The following is a 16,748-nucleotide window of genomic DNA, read 5'->3' on the forward strand; positions in this document are numbered from 1 at the left end:
AACCGCGGCCCGGCGAACCGCAACCACAGCCACCGCCGGGGTCCCAGCTCAGGCGGGAGAGACCCCTCAACCCGGGAGTGATCCAACCGTGCAGAATCACTCCCCGATGTACGCAACTCTCCCCGGTACAGCAACCGCGGCCCGGCGAACCGCAACCACAGCCACCGCCGGGGTCCCAGCTCAAGGCGGGTGAGACCCCTCAACCCGGGAGCGAAACGCACCGTGCGGCCTCTCCCCGATGTACGCACCCCTCCCCGGTACAGCAACCGCGGCCCGGCGGCCTACCTCCGAAGCTCACCGCCACCGGCCGCTCGCGGCCCCGATCTTCACATACGCCACCACGCCGCGCCGGTTCTTGGGGCTCCACGCGGAGTAGTCCACGACCAGGCGCGACTTCCGCGGCAGCACGGCGTCGATCCCGGCCCGGACCTCCATGGGCAGGCCGTCGCTGCCCACGTACTGCAGGGCGGCCGCTGCCGTGGCCGTACCCCGGCGGCCGTCCGGGGTGAACAGCACCACCTTCTTCTGGCGTTCGTTGAGCTGCCCAAGAAGGAAGGGGCCGCCGGCGGACTCGGTACTGGCCAGCACCTCCACCTGCAGCGTGGGCCGGTCGTCGACGAACGCCAGGGCACCGAGATCGGCGGCGCGGTCGGTGCCGTAGACGATCAGGCCCTTCTGCGGAATCAGTCCGACTGCTCCGGCACCGCGCGCGGGAACCGTGGCGCCGGCCGTACCCACACTGAATTGACCGGTGACGGCGAGCACGTTGGTCCGCACCGGCACCTTGCTGCGCCTGGCGTCGATGGCGACGATGAAGCTCTGCTTCTTGGGGACCACGTAGGTGGGGAACTCCCACTTCTGGCCGGGCTGCCAGGGGTTGGTCGGCTTCTTCACCGTCACCCCGGGGATCTTGTTGCCGTCCAGGTCGGTGACCTTCGTACGGATCGGCACCTTGGACCTCACGGGGGTGAGTTGCACAGTGGTCTCGTTCGATCCGGGGCAGAACGGGCACTCCTGCTTCCCGGCGATGACGTCGGTGGGTACCAGCCCGATCACGCCGCTGGCGATCTCCGGGTCACCGTTGGGGTTGGTCATCACCAGGTAGCGGTAGGTGTTCTTCCGCGTGTCCACCCGGATGGCCCGCTGCGCGTCGGGGTAGTTGTTGTCGTACACGGCGATGTCGTACTTGCCGTCGCCCTTGTCGTACAGCGCGTAGGGCGTCAGCGCGTGTCCACCGCCACCCCACAGGATGAAAAGGGTGTACGGCGTGGCCCCGGGCACCAAGGCCTTCCTCAGCAGTTCCACCGCCTCCCGTGGCGACGTGCGGTAGTCCATGACGTCCATCGCGAACTGGGAGGCCATGTTGCGGGCGATCTTCCGGGAAACCGGGGTTTGCAGCCCGAGGTCGAAGGTGTCCTGCGCACCGGGCTGGAACTGCGCGGGCGAAAGCACCCGGTTGAACAGTTCTGCGGCGGTGCTCGCGAAACCGAAGCAGTGTCCCCCAGCCATCGACTGATTCGCGCTGACCATCCACTGCTTGGCCGCCAGGGTCAGGGTGCAGGGGCCGGCATCCTGCTTCTCCAGGCACACCCGCTTGCCCATCAGCGAGCGCATGGCGTCGGCGTCCATGTTCTTCGGGCCGTTCACGGAGGTGCCGAACATCGCGTTGTTGAAGGAGTCGGGTACGCCGGTGTTGAAGAAACTGAAACCGTCAGGATGAGGTCGGAAGCCCGAATCGGCCACCACCGTCCCGGTGGGCGACCAGTCCGGGCCCTCCCGGTAGGTCTGCACGTAGTTGTCCCACACGACCGGATCGGCACCCGGAGGGCGGTTGTCGCCGATGTCCGCCATCACCGCCTGCGGGGCGAGCAGCGACATTGCGCACACCAGCGAGGCGGGAAGCAGGACTGTCTTCAGTGCCATAAGCGCTAGTTCTACTTGATGGGTGGCGCCGGAGTCAGCCGCAGGGGCTGAATCCGACCGATTGCTGCGCGGGCGAACGACAGGTGGTGTTGGATCGCGGTGTGAGGGTGGAGATCTGGTCGGACGTCGTCTGCCCGTGGTGCTACATCGGCACCACCAATCTGGCGCAGGCGATCGAGCGATTCGACGGCGATGTCGAAGTGCAATTCCGTGCCTACCAGCTGGATCCAGGCGCCCCGGAGAAACCGGTGTCGGCCGTCGATCACCTCGCCGCGCGGTACGGCGGCGGGCGTGATCAGGCCCTCATGATGATGCGACAGGTCACCGCAGTGGCGGCCACCGTTGGCTTGCAGTTCCACCTCGAGGACTCGCTGACCGGTCAGACCCTCGACGCCCACCGTGTCCTGCACCTCGCCGCGCAGTGGAACCTCCAGCCGCAGGTGGCGGGCCGCCTCTTCGCGGCGCACTTCACCGAGAACCGGTCGGTGTTCGAGACGGACTCTCTGGCACAACTCGCCGCCGAGGCCGGACTCGATGCCCACGAGGTGCGGGAGGTGCTGTCCGCCGGTACCTACACCGAGGAGGTGCTGGCCGACATCCGTCAGGCCCGCGCATACGGGATCAGCGGGGTGCCGTTCTTTGTCTTCGATGGCACTTACGGCGTGGCCGGAGCGCAGCCACCGGAGGCTCTCGGCAGGGCGTTGGCCACCGCTGCGCAGGCGCCTCGCACATCTCCCTGACTGCCGTCCCCGGCCTCGTGCCTTCGACCACGGGTTTGCCACCATGCGCAGGCCACCGGTTGATCGACCTCAAGCAGTTGGTTGACGCTCAGCGACTCCTGAACGTCAACCAACTGCACGCACCACACGACGCACGAGGGTGCGCCCCGGACAGCTCGCCACTCACACCTGCGACGGAATCAGGCCCACACCCCGAAATGTCCGCACGAAATGCCCGCCCGAATACACCCGCTGCGACGCAAAGCGTGCGTTACAGTGACCGAGCACATCTCGAACACAACCCGTACACAGACCCACCGGAAGTGGTAGCCGTGGCCGAAACACCCGAGGCGTCGCTCAGCGGCGATCCCGCCATCCGCATCCGGGCGCTGCGCAAGGAGTTCGGCGGGGCCGTGGTGGCCGTCGACGGGGTCGACCTCGATGTGCTCGACGGGGAGTTCCTCACACTGCTCGGCCCGTCCGGCTCGGGTAAGACCACCGTCCTGCGCATGATCGCCGGATTCGAGTTACCGACCACCGGCACGATCGAACTCGGCGGCAGGGACGTCTCCAAGGTCCCCCCGTTCGACCGGGACGTGAACACCGTGTTCCAGGACTACGCCCTGTTCCCGCATCTGAGTGTGGTGCAGAACGTCGAGTACGGACTGAAGGTCAAGAAGGTGCCGAAGCAGCAGCGCCGGGAGCGCGCACTGCAGGCCCTGGCCAGGGTCCGGCTGTCCGACTTCGCCGACCGGCGGCCCAGACAACTGTCCGGCGGGCAGCGTCAGCGGGTGGCCCTGGCGCGGGCACTCGTGAACAACCCCCGGGTCCTGCTGTTGGACGAACCACTGGGGGCGCTCGACCTCAAGTTGCGCCAGCAGATGCAGATCGAACTCAAGGACATCCAGCGCGAGGTGCGGATCACGTTCATCTTCGTGACCCATGACCAGGAGGAGGCGCTGACCATGTCGGACCGGGTGGCAGTGTTCAACAACGGTCGCATCGAGCAGGTCGGCACGCCTGCGCAGATCTACGAACAGCCGGCCACCGAGTTCGTAGCGGGATTCGTCGGAACCACGAACCTTCTCTCGGGGGCAGCCGCCCGGGATGTGCTCGGCAGGTCCGGCACCTACAGTCTGCGGCCGGAGAAGCTGCACCTGCGGCCGGGCGGCACACCCGCCGGACCGGGCGAGACCGCCGCCACCGGCACGGTCGACTCCATCGTGTACCTCGGTTCGGGCACCCAGTACGTCGTGCGCATGGACTCCGGGCACCTGCTCACCGCGCACCTGCCGAACCGCCAGAACGCCGACGAGGTCGCCGCGGTGGACACGGCGGTGACCCTCGTCTGGGACACAGCGGCGGCCTACCCGGTGGCCGAATCCGCACACTCACCATCCGGCGCCGCCCACTCCGGCGGCGCATCGCACACCCTCTAGGAGGACAACCTCATGAAGAAATGGATGAAGATCGGCGCCGGGGTCACCGTCGCCGGCCTCGCCCTGGCCGGCTGTGGTGGCTCGGACAGCGACGGATCGTCGAGCGCCTCCCCGGCCGCTCCCTCGGCATCGGCCTTCGCGGGCCCGGTCGGTGAGGGCGAAGGCCAGTTGAGCGTGCTCGCCTGGCCCGGTTACGCCGAGGACGGTTCCACCGACCCCGACGTCGACTGGGTCACCCCCTTCGAGGAGCAGACCGGCTGCCAGGTGGACGTGAAGACCTTCGGGACGTCCAACGAGGCCTTCGACCTGTTCAACAAGGGCGGCTACGACGTCGTCTCGGCGTCCGGGGACGCCTCCCTGCGCATGGTGTACGGCGACCTGGTCCAGCCGGTCAACACCTCGCTCGTGCCCAACTACGCCGACATCTTCCCTGGGCTGAAGGACAAGGCCTGGAACACCGTGGACGGCGTCAACTACGGGATCCCGCATGGTCGTGGGGCCAACCTCCTGCTCTTCAACCAGGAGGCCCAGCAGACCGAACCCACGTCCTGGAAGGACATGTGGGAGGCTGACTCGCCGCTGGCCGGCAAGGTCGCTCCCTACGACGACGCGATCTACATCGCCGACGCCGCCGTCTACCTGATGGCCACCAAACCCGATCTCGGGATCCAGAACCCCTACTCGTTGGACCAGACCCAGTTCGATGCAGCCATCGCACTGCTCGAGCAGCAGAAGCCCCTGGTCGCCGAGTACTGGGCCGACTACGCCAAGCAGGCCAACGGCTTGGCCACCGGCTCCATCGTGCAGGGCCAGGGCTGGCAGCTGACCGCCAACGTGGCCAACGCCGACGGCGAGAAGGTCGGCGCGGTCAAGCCCGACGAGGGGACCACCGGCTGGTCGGACACCTGGATGGTGGCCAAGGACACGCAGAACATCAACTGCTCCTACCAGTGGCTGGACTACATCGTCTCGCCGGAGGTCAACGCCGAGATCGCCGAGTACTTCGGTGAGGCCCCGGCCAACGAGAAGTCCTGCGCTCTGACCTCCAACGAGGACCACTGCACGCAGTTCCACGCCGACACCGAGGACTTCTGGACCAACGTGTGGTACTGGACGACACCCACCGAGAAGTGCCTCGACGGGCGCACTGACGTCACCTGTGTTCCTTACAAGGACTGGGTGGCGGCCTGGACGAGCCTGCGCTCGAGCTGACCTGCGTGACTGCGTGCCGGCGGGCCCGATTCCCCGCCGGCACGCGGTCCCAGACCCTTAGACAGGAGATGTGGTGACCACCGCCGCCGCCCCCAGCCCGGTCCGCCGGTGGCAGGCCTACGTGCACCGCCACGTGGGCGTGCGCCTCGCCGGCCTCCTGGCCGCGCCGATGGCCTGGCTGGTCTTGCTGTACATCGTGCCGCTGGCGATGTTGTTCCTTACCGCCTTCTGGACCACGGATTCCTTCACCGGGGAATTGGTGCGGTCTTTCACCACCGAGAACTTCCAGCGCCTGTTCACCGACCCCGCCTACGTCACCGTCGCACTGCGCACGCTCGGGGTGGCGGCGGCAGTGACGCTGGTGTGCCTGGTGCTGGCGGTCCCCATCGCCTTCTTCATGGCACGCGTGGCTTCTGCACGCTGGCAGCCCCTGCTCGTGGCGCTGATGCTCACACCCTTATGGGCCTCCTACCTCGTGAAGGTGTACGCCTGGCGCGTGATCTTCAGTCCGGAGGGCGGTGTGCTGCAATCAACGTTCGGTTTCTCCCCCGGCTACGGATGGCTGGCCGTCGTCGTCGTACTGACGTACCTGTGGCTGCCGTACATGATCCTGCCGGTGTACGTGGGCATGCAGAACGTGCCGCAGTCCCTGCTCGACGCTTCTGCCGACCTCGGCGCCGGCTCAGCCACCACCTTCCGCCGGGTGCTGCTCCCCCTGGTGTTCCCCGCGGTGGTGGCAGGGTCGATCTTCACGTTCTCCCTGAGCCTGGGTGACTACATCACCGTGCAACTGGTTGGCGGGAAGGCTCAGATGCTGGGCAACGTGGTGTATCAGAGTTTTTCGACGGATCTACCGTTCGCGGCCGCGGTGGCCAGCATGTCCGTGGTGATCATGATCGGCTACTTGACCGCGGTACGCCGCACCGGTGCGCTGGAGAACTTGTGAGGCGACCATGACCATGACCAGACGCACGCGGTGGCTGCTGGGTGGGTTCTTCCTGCTTGTCAGCGCGATCATCTACGTCCCGTTGCTGATCATCCTGATCAACTCCTTCAACACCAGCCTGACGTTCACCTGGCCGCCCCCCGGATTCACGCTGGAGTGGTGGAGCCGGGCCATCGACAACCAGGGCGTGCGGGAGGCCCTGGTCACATCGATCGTCGTGGCGATCTGCGCGACGGCGATCGCGCTGGTGCTCGGCACACTCGTGTCGTTCGCACTGTCGGGAACCACCTTCTTCGGCCACAACACGATCTCCCTGCTGGTCGTGCTGCCGATCGCCCTGCCAGGCATCGTCACCGGTCTGGCCCTGAACACCATGTTCACCTCCTTCCTGGGCGGCCTGACCTTCCTGACCCTGGTGGTCGCGCACGCCACGTTCTGCATCGTGGTCGTGTTCAACAACGCCTCCGCGCGTCTGCGCCGGCTCGGTGGAGACATCGTGGAGGCGTCGATGGACCTCGGCGCCACCCGCGCCTTCACGTTCCGGCACGTCGTCTTCCCGAACATGCGCGCGGCGATCGTGGCCGGAGCACTGCTGGCCTTCGGGCTGTCCTTCGACGAGATCATCGTGACCACGTTCACCGCCGGTCCGGGTATCCAGACACTCCCTCTGTGGATCTTCAACAACCTCTTCCGCCCGCAGCAGGCGCCGATCGTCAATGTGGTCGCCGCCGCGCTGGTGGTGATCTCGATCCTGCCCATCTACCTGGCTCAGCGACTGTCCGAGGATGCTGCCCGCAGCGCTGTGTGATCAGGCGGGCAGGACCCGGTACCGGACATGGAGCAGGCCGTCGGCCAGTTCGCTGAGCCCCGCTTCGCTCGAGGCGGACCCGCCGGGGGTCAGGTAGGAGCGGTACTCCTGCGGAGTCTCAGCCGCGACGAGCACCCCGACGTCGCGCAGACCCGGGAACGCCCTGAGCCTGTGCAGTGACCCCCGCAGCAGCGCCGCCGGAGTCCACGATGAACCACCAGGGTTGTTCGTCCCGGCCGACGGGCGGGCGATCCTCGGCCGGGGGGTCGGTAGAGGGTTCCGCAATCTGCAGGCCGGTCACCATCGTCTTGGAGGCCGCCAAGTGGGCATCGCGCAGTCACGGCGCGAACCGGCGCCTGCCGCACTCCAGCTCAAGCCGGGAGCGAAACGGACACCCGGGAGCGAAACACACCGGTTGAACCGCTCCCCAACGTCCGCATCGCTCCGCATCGCTCCCCGATCGAGCACAACCCCCGCCGGCAGGGACCGGGAGCACTCCAGCCCAACCCGGGAGCGAAACGGACACCCGGGAGCGAAACACACCGGTTGAACCGCTCCCCAACGTCCGCATCGCTCCCCGATAGAGCGCAACCCCCCGCCGGCCGGCACGAGCCGACTGGCCCGGAGCGTTCACCTTTCGGTAACCTCACGTCCACACCTGGGAGGCACGGATGATCTACCTCGCGGGCGCCATCGTCATCTTGACCTTGGTCGCCATGGCCTCTGGCCGTGTACCCCCGGTACTGGCCCTCGCCAGCGGGTTGGCAGTCGCTGGCGTGACGGGAGTGGCCCCACCGGCGACGCTCTTCGCGGGGCTGAGCAACGGCGGTGTCATCACCGTGGCCGCCATGCTGGTCATCGCGAAGGGTGTGATCCACACGGGAGTCGTGTCGCGGGCGGCGTGGCGCCTCCTGCGTACTGCGCAAACGGCCGGGCAGACCCTGCGCCGACTCGTGGTCCCCGTGGGCATCACGAGCGCCACGATCAACACCACGCCGATCGTGGCGATGCTCATCCCGGCGGTCAAGGAACTGCAGCAGACCCGTGGGATCCCGGCCCGACAAGTGCTGCTACCCATCGCCCACATCACCACCCTGGCCGGGTCCACCACGTTGATCGGCACAAGTTCGAACCTGCTCATCGCAGGCATCGCCGGTGACTACGGGGTGGATGTCGGGATGTTCTCCTTCGCCGCAGTCGCGGTGCCTGTGGCGCTGGTCGGCTGGGTGTGGTTGCTGATCGCCTCCCCCCGTGCCTTCAGCGGGCGGCAGGAAGCGGTGGAGACCGAGCGCGAGTGGCGGGTGGAACTGCCAGTGGCACAACGGGCGATCGGCGTCGGCCGGCGCGCTGCTGAATTGGGGGTGGCCAGTACCCAGCAGTACGCCCTGGTGAGCATCGTGCGCGATGGCGAGGCACTCGCCCCGGAGCGAACGCTGGCCGCCGGGGACGTCCTGGTCTTCGAAGCCACGGAGCAGGGGGTGGCCGATCTGTGGGGAAGCCCCCGCTTCGGACTGTCCGCCCAGCATCTGTACGCGGCCTCTCTGGCTCCGGGCGAACCCGGGACGCTCGGCGACCTGGAGGAGCACGGGGATGTGCACGTCATCGCCGCTCGCACGCGCGAACCGCTGCGGGAGACCACGGCGAGTGCCGGGGCGACCATCTACCTGACCTGCGCGAGCACCCAGGCACTGCAGGAGCACTCCGACATCGGCCTCTGGCAGGACGCCGCGGGCAAGGTGCCGCAACCCACTCGCACGTGGATCGCGCTTGGCATCCTGCTAGCCGTCATCGTGGCGGCCACCTTCGGCCTGGCCCGGGTGGAGGTCGCGGCCTTCGCCGGTGCCGTGCTCATGGTGGTGACCCGTGTGCTGACCCCCCGGTCGGCCGTGCGGGCTCTCGACTGGAACGTGCTGTTCATACTGGCCGGATCCGTGGGCCTCGGCGCCATCGTCGTGGAGAGCGGCTTGGCCGACCTGATCTCGGATGCCATCACATCGGTGTCGGCGGGCAGCATCACGGCCCTGGTGGTCACCCTCGCAGTCGCGACGACCCTGCTGACGAACATCACCACCAATGCTGCCGCGGCCTCCATCCTCACACCCGTCGGGCTGTCGTTGGCCACGGCTTTCGGCGTGGACCCGCTCATGGTGCTGGCACTGATCGGGACCTGCATCTCGTTCACCTTCATCAACCCGTTCAGCCACCAGTCGAACCTCATGGTCATGCAGCCCGGCGCCTACCGCATGGGTTCGTTCGTGAAGTTCGGCATCCCCCTGGTAGCCGTGTCGCTGGTCAGCGTGATCGCCGTGACGTACGGCCTGCTGCTGTGAACACCCTCGCGGGTCTCACCGGAAGCCACTTGGTCGCCGACTGGACACAGCATCCCGCAGGCGGTCAGGGTCCCCACTGCGAGAAGGGTTCCCGCGCGAGGTTCACGTTGTAGTACCGGGGATCGTCGGAGACCTCTTCTCCTGCCCACTGCGGCAGGTCGAACTGCTCGTCGGCATCCGCCAGTTCGACCTCGGCCATCACCAGGCCCTCGTTGGCCCCGGCGAACACGTCGAGTTCCCAGGTGTGCCCGCCGACATCGATGAGGTGCCGGGTCTTCTCCACCACCGGCCCCTCGGCCAGTTCGGTCAGCATCGCCTCGGCATCCGGCACGGGGATCTCATACTCGAACTCGCTGCGCGCGATCCCCTGGCTGCGGCCCTTGATCGTGAGGTAGGCCCGGTCCCCCCGGATCCGGGCGCGTACGGTCACCTCACCGCGTGCCAGGTAGCCCTGGACGATCCGCGTGGCCGACACCACCTGGGCGCGCCAGGCATCCCCGACGACCAGGTACTTGCGCTCGATCTCGACACCCATGGCTGCTACTTCAAGTCGTCGTCGTGACCGTGGAACTCCTCCATCGAGTGGTACACGCCCGCCTTGTCGAGGACGAAGTCGCGGATGCCGACCGGCAGGATGCCGCTGAGGACCTTGTTCAGTCTGGCGGTCCACGGGATGAGCAGGAACGGACCGCCGCGCAGCATCTCCTTCCAGGTCGCATCGACGACCTCCTCCTGTTCCAGCATCGGGGTCATCAGCATCTTCTTGGCACCGTCGAACATGCCGGTGTTGATGTACGTGGGGCACACGGTGGTCACCTTGACATGGTCGTGCCCGGCCTGCTCGAGCTCGAGTCGTACGGAGTCCGACCAGCCGATGGCCGCCCACTTGGAGGCGGCGTAGACCGCCATGCGGGGGTTCGACACCAGGCCCGCAGAGGACGCGATGTTGACGATGCGGCATTCGCCGGACTTCGCGATCATTCCGGGCAGGAATTCACGGGCCACCAGCATCGGCGCCACGGAGTTGATGGCCATGGTGAGCTGGATCTGGGACGCATCCTCGGTCTCCCAGAAGTACGAGTTGCCGCGCACGATGCCGGCGTTGTTGAACAGCACGTCGACAGGGCCGACCTCGTCGAGCACCAGTGCCGCGCTTCGCCGCGATCTCATCCTGGGAGGACACATCCACGACGTAACCGTGAACCGTGCCGCCGGCGGCCTGCAGCTCCTCGACGGTTTCGACCAGCGCCTGCTCGTTGACGTCCCACAGGACCACCGTTGCGGCCCGCTCCTGCACCGCCTTCGTCGCGAAGAGCTTGCCCAGCCCCATGGCCGCTCCCGTCACCAGGACCGTCTTGCCCTCGACACTCTTCATTGCACCCTCCGCCTCTGTTCGACCCACGTTTCGACCCACGTTTCGACCCTACCTGCGATCCCTGCCGGTTGGTCGGCCGTCAGACGGCCGCGAACGGCGCGAGCACCTCGTGCCAGCGCCGGTACGCCAGGAAGTGGCCGTCGCCGGGCACCTCCCGCAACTGCGCGGACGGCGTGGACCGTGCGAGGTCACGGGCCCACAGCGGGGACACGAGGGTGTCGCGGCCGCCCTGCCAGTACGTGGTGGGAGCCTGCACGTCGCGCAGGGCGAAACCCCAGGACCGGCCCAGCGCGCGGTACTCCTCGACCATGCCCGACGCGACGCTCATAGCCGCGGCCATCCATTCTGCGAAAGCACCGGCGGGCAGATGGCCCAGCACATCACGATCGGCCGGACACAGAGTTCTCGCGGTCATGGAGACCACGAGTCCCGGGGTGACCCGGGCCATGGTCCGGATGGCGCCGAATGCCACCGCGGCCGCAGCGGGCGACGCACTCGACAGGCGCAGGAAACGCCGGTCGGTTGGGTTGAGTTGAGCCGGTGCTGGTTGGGGCAGGCAGCCCGCGACGACCACGACCGCGAAGGTGCGCCGTGGGAGCAGCGCACCGAGCGCCAAGGCGTACTGCCCACCCATGGACCACCCGTAGGCCCCGAACCGCTCGAGGTGCAGGTGGTCGGCAAGCGCCTCGGCATCCACGGCCCAGTCGGCGGTGCGGCGTCCAGGCTCAGGGGTCGAGGAACCGACGCCAGGACGATCCGGGGAGACCAGTCGGACGCCCAGCGACAGCGCCGCAGCGTGCGCCGGTGAGACGTCCTGGCCGCACAGCAGCCCGCCGTGGTTGCAGATGACGGGCATGCCACGCGGATCGCCGTACTCCCGATAGGCCAGGACCCGACCCCCGGGCAGCGTCACCTGGGGCATGGCTCAGGCTGGCAGGCGCGCCTGCATCCACTCCAGGACGTCCGCGAACACCTCTTCCTGCTCAGGCTCGTTGTGGGGCTCGTGGTACATGCCTTCGTACTCGATGAGCGTGACGTCACCCTCGATGTTCTCCACAAAGGTCTTGCTCGCCGCCGGGACGGTGAGGCGGTCGGCGGTGCCGTGGATGATCAGCAGCGGCAGCGGGAAGCTCCGCTGATCCATGATCACGTCCATAGCGGCGAAGGTCTGCTTGGCCAGGCCCGTAGAACCCTTGTCGTGCACCAGCGGGTCGTTCTTGTAGGCCTCCACGACCGCCGGGTCGCGGCTGACGCCGTCAGCATCCAGGCCGGTGGGGATGATGATCCCGGGGGCGATGCCACCGAGCACGTTGGCCAGGGTGAACTTCAGGCGCTGTTCGCGCAACTCGCTGTCCAGCGCGGGCGCGGAGGCGATCTGCCCGGTGATGTCGGGGTGGTTCTGCATCGTGTACGTCATCGTGATCAGACCGCCGAGGCTGTGCCCGTACAGGAAGACCGGCACTCCCGGGAACTGGGTGGTGGCCTGGTCGAGCAGCTCGCCGACGTCAGCGATTGCTGCCGGGACTCGCAGGTCGCCGCGCTTGCCACTCGTCTTGCCGTGACCCCGCAGGTCGAGGGCGAACACCGCGAAGCCCTGCTCGGTGAACCGCTGCGCGAGGTGACCGTAGCGCCCCGAGTGCTCCCCGAGTCCGTGGACCAGGCAGACCACACCGCGCGGCTGGTTGTCGGGCAGCCACTGCTGGCGGTAGATCTCGGCCCCGTCGGCGGCCTTGTGCGTCTCTTCGCTGTGCTTCATTCCCGCATTGTCCCCCACGGCTGCCCCGACCGACGACAGGGCCACCGCGGGCGAGTCGCCTGCGGTGGCCCTGTGCGGGGAAGTCGGTTGGGACCGTCAGCGGTCGTGGATTACTTCGGCCCAGAACACACGGGGCGTGCAGTCCAGGAACAACAGCGATCGAAGGATCTTCACTGTGCACCTCCTTGGTCTGTCATGTGAACGTTCTTGTTTGTTCACCGTTCGTTAACCTAATGTACCCCATTACGCCACTTGGCCCAAGGATGGGCCCATGAGGCGTGCCTCACATGTCGCGAATCGCGGTCGTAGTGCCCCTACCCGTCGGCTTGCTGCGTATGCGGCCACAGCGCCAGATAGGTGCCCGGTGCGGCGAACCGGACCGCGCACCTGCGGCTCAATCACCTCTACGATCGGTACCCGTGGATCTCAAGCAGTTCGTCGCCGACTCCACACCCGTGTTCGACGACCCGGCGGCGGTGCGGAGGGAGGCCTTCCAGGCCAGCGCGGCGCTGCTGTCCGCGGGCGACGACGCGGCGGCCAACCTCGACCGCTTCGCCGCCTACCTGGGCTGGACGCGCGCGGAGGTCGCCGCCCTCGCCGAACAGGGCCGGGGATTCCGGACCACCGCTCCCCCGACACTGCGAGCCCTCGCCGCCGCGGGCCATGCCGAACAGGTCGAGGCCTACGCGCTGTTCCTCGTGCAGGTGACCCGGTTGGCCTGCCTGCAGTTCTCGCCGTCGGATGCGGCCGCCGGACGCGCCGCCAGCGCGATCGCGGCCACGCTGACCCGCACGGCCCCGATCAGCAACACGCGTCTCGAACCCGCTGCCCCGCAGGAAGCACCAGCCCCCGCGCACCCGGCCGAAACCGCCAGCGCGCAAACCGTCGGCGAGGCCCTCGACGACCTCGAAGCACTGGTCGGCCTCGAGGACGCCAAACGGGAGATCAACCAACAGGTGCAACTCATCCGCATCGCGCAGATGCGGGAGGAGGCGGGCCTGCGCAATCCCACCGTCAGCCGTCATCTGGTGTTCGTCGGCAATCCGGGAACCGGCAAGACCACTGTGGCGCGCATCGTGGGGCGCATCTACAGCGCTCTAGGCGTGGTGCGCGACGGCCACCTCCTCGAGGTCGACGCTGCGGGACTCGTCGCCGGCTACGTCGGCCAGACCGCGATCAAGACGCAGGAGCAGATCACCAAGGCGCTCGGCGGCGTGCTGTTCATCGACGAGGCCTACGGACTGGTCCGCAACGACTTCGGCATCGAGGCGATCGACACCCTGGTCAAGGGCATGGAGGACAACCGTCACGACCTCGTGGTGATCGTCGCCGGGTACCCGGCGAACATGGCGGAGTTCATCGCCGCGAATCCCGGCCTGGAGTCGCGGTTCCCCACGACGATCACCTTCGCCGACTACACCCCTGACGAACTGCTGCAGATCCTGCAGCGGATGTGCCAGAGCGCCGACTACGTGCTCGCCGACGATGCGCAGGAACCGGTGCGCCGACTGTTCGCACAACTGGCCGCGGCTCCCGAGTTCGGCAACGCGCGGACGGTGCGCAACATCTTCGAGGCCGCCGTGCGCGACCATGCGTGGCGGCTGCGCGATGTGGCCGAGGTGAGCTTGGACCAAATGCGGACCCTCACCGCCGAGGACGTCGGCGCCACGGGGCGGTGATCACTCCGGTCGTCACTGCTGCCCGGCATCATGGAGCCATGAACGCGACGACCGCCCGCCGGATCGTGATCATGTTCCTCGGCCTGGTCATCATCTCGACTGGGCTGACCCTGGTGTTCCTGAGCATGCGCGCCGTCATGGACATCGGCGGGTACTGCGCAAGCGGCGGCCCCTACGTCATCGCCAACGAATGCCCGGAGGGCACAGCCGCGCTGCTTCCGCTCGGCATCATCGGCGGCCTCGTCGGTGTGTGGATGTATGCGGTCACGTCGTCGAAACTGCCCGGCCCGCGTCTCACGTTGCTCACGTGGTCGGCGCTGTTCCTGAGCCTCGGTTGGAACTTCTGGGAGTACGGGCTCAACCCGCCCGACGGGTCCGACGGTCTGGTCTGGGGCTGGATCATCTGCGGGATCGTGTTCGTCATCATGGGCGGCTTCCCACTGCTGGGGCTGGTCAACCGCGACATCGCCAAGCAGTTGCTGTGGGCCGATGCCCCCAGCGAAACCCCGATGGACCCGTACCCGCAAGGCGTGCGCGCTGCCGACTTCCCCCGCCGTGCAACGAGCCCGCCGCCACCCGCGCAGGAGGACTCCCTCCCCGCCGCCCTCGAACGCCTCGCGGTCCTGCACTCCTCCGGGGCACTGACCGACGCGGAGTTCGCCGCGGCCAAGCAGCGGATCCTGGAGGACCAGTGAACAACTCCAACGGCACGAAGGCGGCGATGGCGATCGTGCAACTCATCGCGATCCTCGTCGGCATCACGGTGGGGGTGTGGATCTTCCAGCAGATCGCTGGCGGCTGACCCGCCTGTGTACCCCGGATCTGGCGTTTGATCCACACTCGCTGCGGGTCCCTGGTATCCGGTGAAATCGTGGCTTCGGCCGCATAGGCTCGCAGCAGGAGGTTCAACCATGACTGTGAACGACAACGGCCCCGACCCCAGCGTCTTCGACTTGGAGACCGCCACCACCGGCAATGACAACTACCGCACGGTGGCGTGGACCGGCAAGTACCTGCAGATCACCCTCATGTCCATCCCCGTCGGGGAGTCGGTCGGCCTGGAGGCACATCCCGAGACCGACCAGTTCCTGCGACTGGATGCCGGCCACGGCCGCGTCGTCATGGGACCGACGAAGGACGACTTGGCCTTTGAGAAGGAGGTCGAGGACGGGTGGGCGATCACCGTGCCCGCGGGCATGTGGCACGACGTGATCAACACCGGCGACGAACCGATGCGTCTCTATGCGGTCTACGCGCCGGTTCACCACGCCAAGGGGATCGTGCAAGCCACTGCCGACGACGCCGAACGGGACGAGGAGTCCGGCAAGGACGAGCCGCCGGAGTGGACGGTGCAGCCGGGCAGCGGCGCACAGGACGAACACGCCGGGTAGCCCGCCGCCTGCTCGGTGGCACCCGGCCAGCGCGCGCTTTCTCCACCCGGGAGCGATCCGTACACCCGGGAGCGATCCTGCACGGTTGCATCGCTCCCGCCCTGAGGTAACCCTCCCGCCTTCAGCCGAGCGGACCCGGCCCCGCCGACTTCCGTACCCGGGGCGATCCAGCACGGTTGCAACGCTCCCGCCCTGAGGTAACACTCCCGCCTACCGCTGGGCGGACCCCGGCCCGCGCGCTTTCTACACCGGGGAGCGATACGTACACCGGGGAGCGATCCGGCACGGTTGCATCGCTCCCGCCCTGAGGTAACCCTCCCGCCTACGGTTGGGCGGACCCGGGAGCGCGCGCTTTCCGCACCCGGGAGCGATACTGCACGGTTGAACACGCTCCCGCCTTCAGCCGGCTCACCGGAATCCGACCGCCATCACCACCGGGAGGACCACCCAGCCGCATGCAACCGCTCGAACGCCGGGCGGCCACGAATCCGAGCGCTATGGCCTCGTCGACGCGGCGCACCGGGGGAACAGGGCGACTGCGGTGCCGATGCGGGCCACTGCCAGCTGCGGCTAACCTCCCGACGCGGATCTCGGTTACGAGGCAGACTGCCCATCGTGACTCTGACCGAATGTCTGCAGAACGACCTGCGCGACGCTATGCGGGAACGGGAGAGAACCCTGGTGTCGGCACTGCGCTCGACGCTGGCGGCGATTGCGAATGCCCAGGCCGTCCCCGCGTCACGGGTTGCTGAGGGTTCGGCCCACGTCGCCGGGGCGGCAGCGGGCGTCGGGGCGGCGGAGGCGCCGCGTCGCGCCCTCAGCCAGGACCAGGCGCGCTCCATTGTGGTCACCGAGACCGAGGAACTGGCCGCACATGCTTCGCATCTCGACGACGTAGGCAGACATGCACAGGCCGTCGATGTTCGTCGCGCCCGGGACCATCTGGTTTCGCTGCTGGCCAACTGCCAGGGCCGGCGGAACGAGCCCTGAGTACGTCGCGACCGGGCTGCCACCATGGCCATCGCGACCTTGGAAATCCCGTGAGCCGCTACCCGACAACGACGCGAGTGACCCCAGAACGCCTCGCCACAGCGGTCTGAGGCGGACCACCGCGGGGCCGGCGGGAGCATCGGGGCCGGGAGGCGAGCAGCATCCTGCACACCTGCCCGG

15 protein-coding genes and 1 pseudogene are annotated in these 16,748 nt (G+C 67.8%); 10 read left to right on the top strand and 6 right to left on the bottom strand.

The features are described 5' to 3' along the window. Positions 1-294 precede the first annotated feature (294 nt). On the bottom strand, positions 295-1,923 hold the full coding sequence (locus IPG68_11285) for a hypothetical protein (GenBank protein ID MBK6763802.1): 1,629 nt from the start codon (positions 1,921-1,923) through the stop codon (positions 295-297). Between the two features lie 86 nt (positions 1,924-2,009). Between IPG68_11285 and IPG68_11290 the strand changes: the two genes are divergently transcribed. From IPG68_11290 to IPG68_11310, 5 genes are all read left to right on the top strand, one after another. After that, entirely contained in the window at positions 2,010-2,663 is a 654-nt protein-coding gene (locus IPG68_11290; GenBank protein ID MBK6763803.1) for a DsbA family oxidoreductase, read from the top strand. A 197-nt stretch (positions 2,664-2,860) separates the two neighbouring features. Continuing rightward, positions 2,861-4,081 (top strand): ABC transporter ATP-binding protein, encoded by a 1,221-nt coding sequence (locus IPG68_11295; GenBank protein MBK6763804.1) that lies wholly within the window; start codon positions 2,861-2,863, stop codon positions 4,079-4,081. Positions 4,082-4,093: 12 nt separating this feature from the next. Next, complete coding sequence (locus IPG68_11300; protein ID MBK6763805.1) at positions 4,094-5,293, top strand: extracellular solute-binding protein; 1,200 nt, start codon at positions 4,094-4,096, stop codon at positions 5,291-5,293. 169 nt (positions 5,294-5,462) lie between these two features. Beyond that, the gene (locus tag IPG68_11305; GenBank protein ID MBK6763806.1) at positions 5,463-6,239 is read left to right on the top strand and encodes an ABC transporter permease; all 777 of its coding nucleotides are present in this window, start codon (positions 5,463-5,465) and stop codon (positions 6,237-6,239) included. 7 nt (positions 6,240-6,246) lie between these two features. Continuing rightward, a complete protein-coding gene (locus tag IPG68_11310; protein ID MBK6763807.1) occupies positions 6,247-7,047 on the top strand; it encodes an ABC transporter permease in 801 nt (266 codons plus the stop codon). Here the strand turns inward: IPG68_11310 and IPG68_11315 are convergent, their stop codons facing one another. Beyond that, positions 7,048-7,332 (bottom strand): hypothetical protein, encoded by a 285-nt coding sequence (locus tag IPG68_11315; GenBank protein ID MBK6763808.1) that lies wholly within the window; start codon positions 7,330-7,332, stop codon positions 7,048-7,050. Between the two features lie 386 nt (positions 7,333-7,718). On the opposite strand from IPG68_11315, the gene IPG68_11320 reads away from it, so the two are divergent. Then, positions 7,719-9,377 (top strand): anion permease, encoded by a 1,659-nt coding sequence (locus IPG68_11320; protein MBK6763809.1) that lies wholly within the window; start codon positions 7,719-7,721, stop codon positions 9,375-9,377. 64 nt (positions 9,378-9,441) lie between these two features. Here IPG68_11320 and IPG68_11325 read toward each other — a convergent pair whose 3' ends face one another. The 4 genes and pseudogenes from IPG68_11325 to IPG68_11340 form a co-directional block, all read right to left on the bottom strand. After that, on the bottom strand, positions 9,442-9,912 hold the full coding sequence (locus tag IPG68_11325; GenBank protein MBK6763810.1) for a CYTH domain-containing protein: 471 nt from the start codon (positions 9,910-9,912) through the stop codon (positions 9,442-9,444). A 5-nt stretch (positions 9,913-9,917) separates the two neighbouring features. Then, positions 9,918-10,752 (bottom strand): annotated as a pseudogene (locus tag IPG68_11330) (SDR family oxidoreductase). Positions 10,753-10,831: 79 nt separating this feature from the next. Further along, entirely contained in the window at positions 10,832-11,674 is an 843-nt protein-coding gene (locus tag IPG68_11335; protein ID MBK6763811.1) for an alpha/beta hydrolase, read from the bottom strand. A 3-nt stretch (positions 11,675-11,677) separates the two neighbouring features. Continuing rightward, positions 11,678-12,508 carry an alpha/beta hydrolase gene (locus IPG68_11340; protein MBK6763812.1) on the bottom strand — a complete coding sequence of 277 codons (831 nt, stop codon included), beginning with the start codon at positions 12,506-12,508 and terminating at the stop codon, positions 11,678-11,680. A 419-nt stretch (positions 12,509-12,927) separates the two neighbouring features. Here IPG68_11340 and IPG68_11345 point away from each other — a divergent pair, with 419 nt between their 5' ends. The 4 genes from IPG68_11345 (at position 12,928) to IPG68_11360 (ending at position 16,568) form a co-directional block, all read left to right on the top strand. Continuing rightward, entirely contained in the window at positions 12,928-14,187 is a 1,260-nt protein-coding gene (locus IPG68_11345) for an AAA family ATPase (protein MBK6763813.1), read from the top strand. Between the two features lie 254 nt (positions 14,188-14,441). Continuing rightward, complete coding sequence (locus IPG68_11350) at positions 14,442-14,882, top strand: SHOCT domain-containing protein (GenBank protein MBK6763814.1); 441 nt, start codon at positions 14,442-14,444, stop codon at positions 14,880-14,882. A 216-nt stretch (positions 14,883-15,098) separates the two neighbouring features. Beyond that, positions 15,099-15,578, top strand: a complete 480-nt coding sequence (locus IPG68_11355) for a cupin domain-containing protein (protein ID MBK6763815.1) — start codon at positions 15,099-15,101, stop codon at positions 15,576-15,578. A gap of 615 nt (positions 15,579-16,193) precedes the next feature. Next, positions 16,194-16,568 (top strand): hypothetical protein, encoded by a 375-nt coding sequence (locus IPG68_11360; GenBank protein MBK6763816.1) that lies wholly within the window; start codon positions 16,194-16,196, stop codon positions 16,566-16,568. The last annotated feature ends 180 nt before the right edge of the window (positions 16,569-16,748 follow it).

This window comes from Micrococcales bacterium (genome assembly GCA_016703125.1).
Lineage (GTDB): Bacteria > Actinomycetota > Actinomycetes > S36-B12 > UBA10799 > JADKAV01.

Coding starts and splice junctions, on each gene's coding strand:
- IPG68_11285 (MBK6763802.1), bottom strand. CDS start 1,923: ATGGCACTGAAGACAGTCCTGCTTCCCGCCTCGCTGGTGTGCGCAATG.
- IPG68_11295 (MBK6763804.1), top strand. CDS start 2,861: ATGTCCGCACGAAATGCCCGCCCGAATACACCCGCTGCGACGCAAAGC.
- IPG68_11300 (MBK6763805.1), top strand. CDS start 4,094: ATGAAGAAATGGATGAAGATCGGCGCCGGGGTCACCGTCGCCGGCCTC.
- IPG68_11305 (MBK6763806.1), top strand. CDS start 5,463: ATGGCCTGGCTGGTCTTGCTGTACATCGTGCCGCTGGCGATGTTGTTC.
- IPG68_11310 (MBK6763807.1), top strand. CDS start 6,247: ATGACCATGACCAGACGCACGCGGTGGCTGCTGGGTGGGTTCTTCCTG.
- IPG68_11320 (MBK6763809.1), top strand. CDS start 7,719: ATGATCTACCTCGCGGGCGCCATCGTCATCTTGACCTTGGTCGCCATG.
- IPG68_11325 (MBK6763810.1), bottom strand. CDS start 9,912: ATGGGTGTCGAGATCGAGCGCAAGTACCTGGTCGTCGGGGATGCCTGG.
- IPG68_11335 (MBK6763811.1), bottom strand. CDS start 11,674: ATGCCCCAGGTGACGCTGCCCGGGGGTCGGGTCCTGGCCTATCGGGAG.
- IPG68_11340 (MBK6763812.1), bottom strand. CDS start 12,508: ATGAAGCACAGCGAAGAGACGCACAAGGCCGCCGACGGGGCCGAGATC.
- IPG68_11350 (MBK6763814.1), top strand. CDS start 14,442: ATGTATGCGGTCACGTCGTCGAAACTGCCCGGCCCGCGTCTCACGTTG.
- IPG68_11355 (MBK6763815.1), top strand. CDS start 15,099: ATGACTGTGAACGACAACGGCCCCGACCCCAGCGTCTTCGACTTGGAG.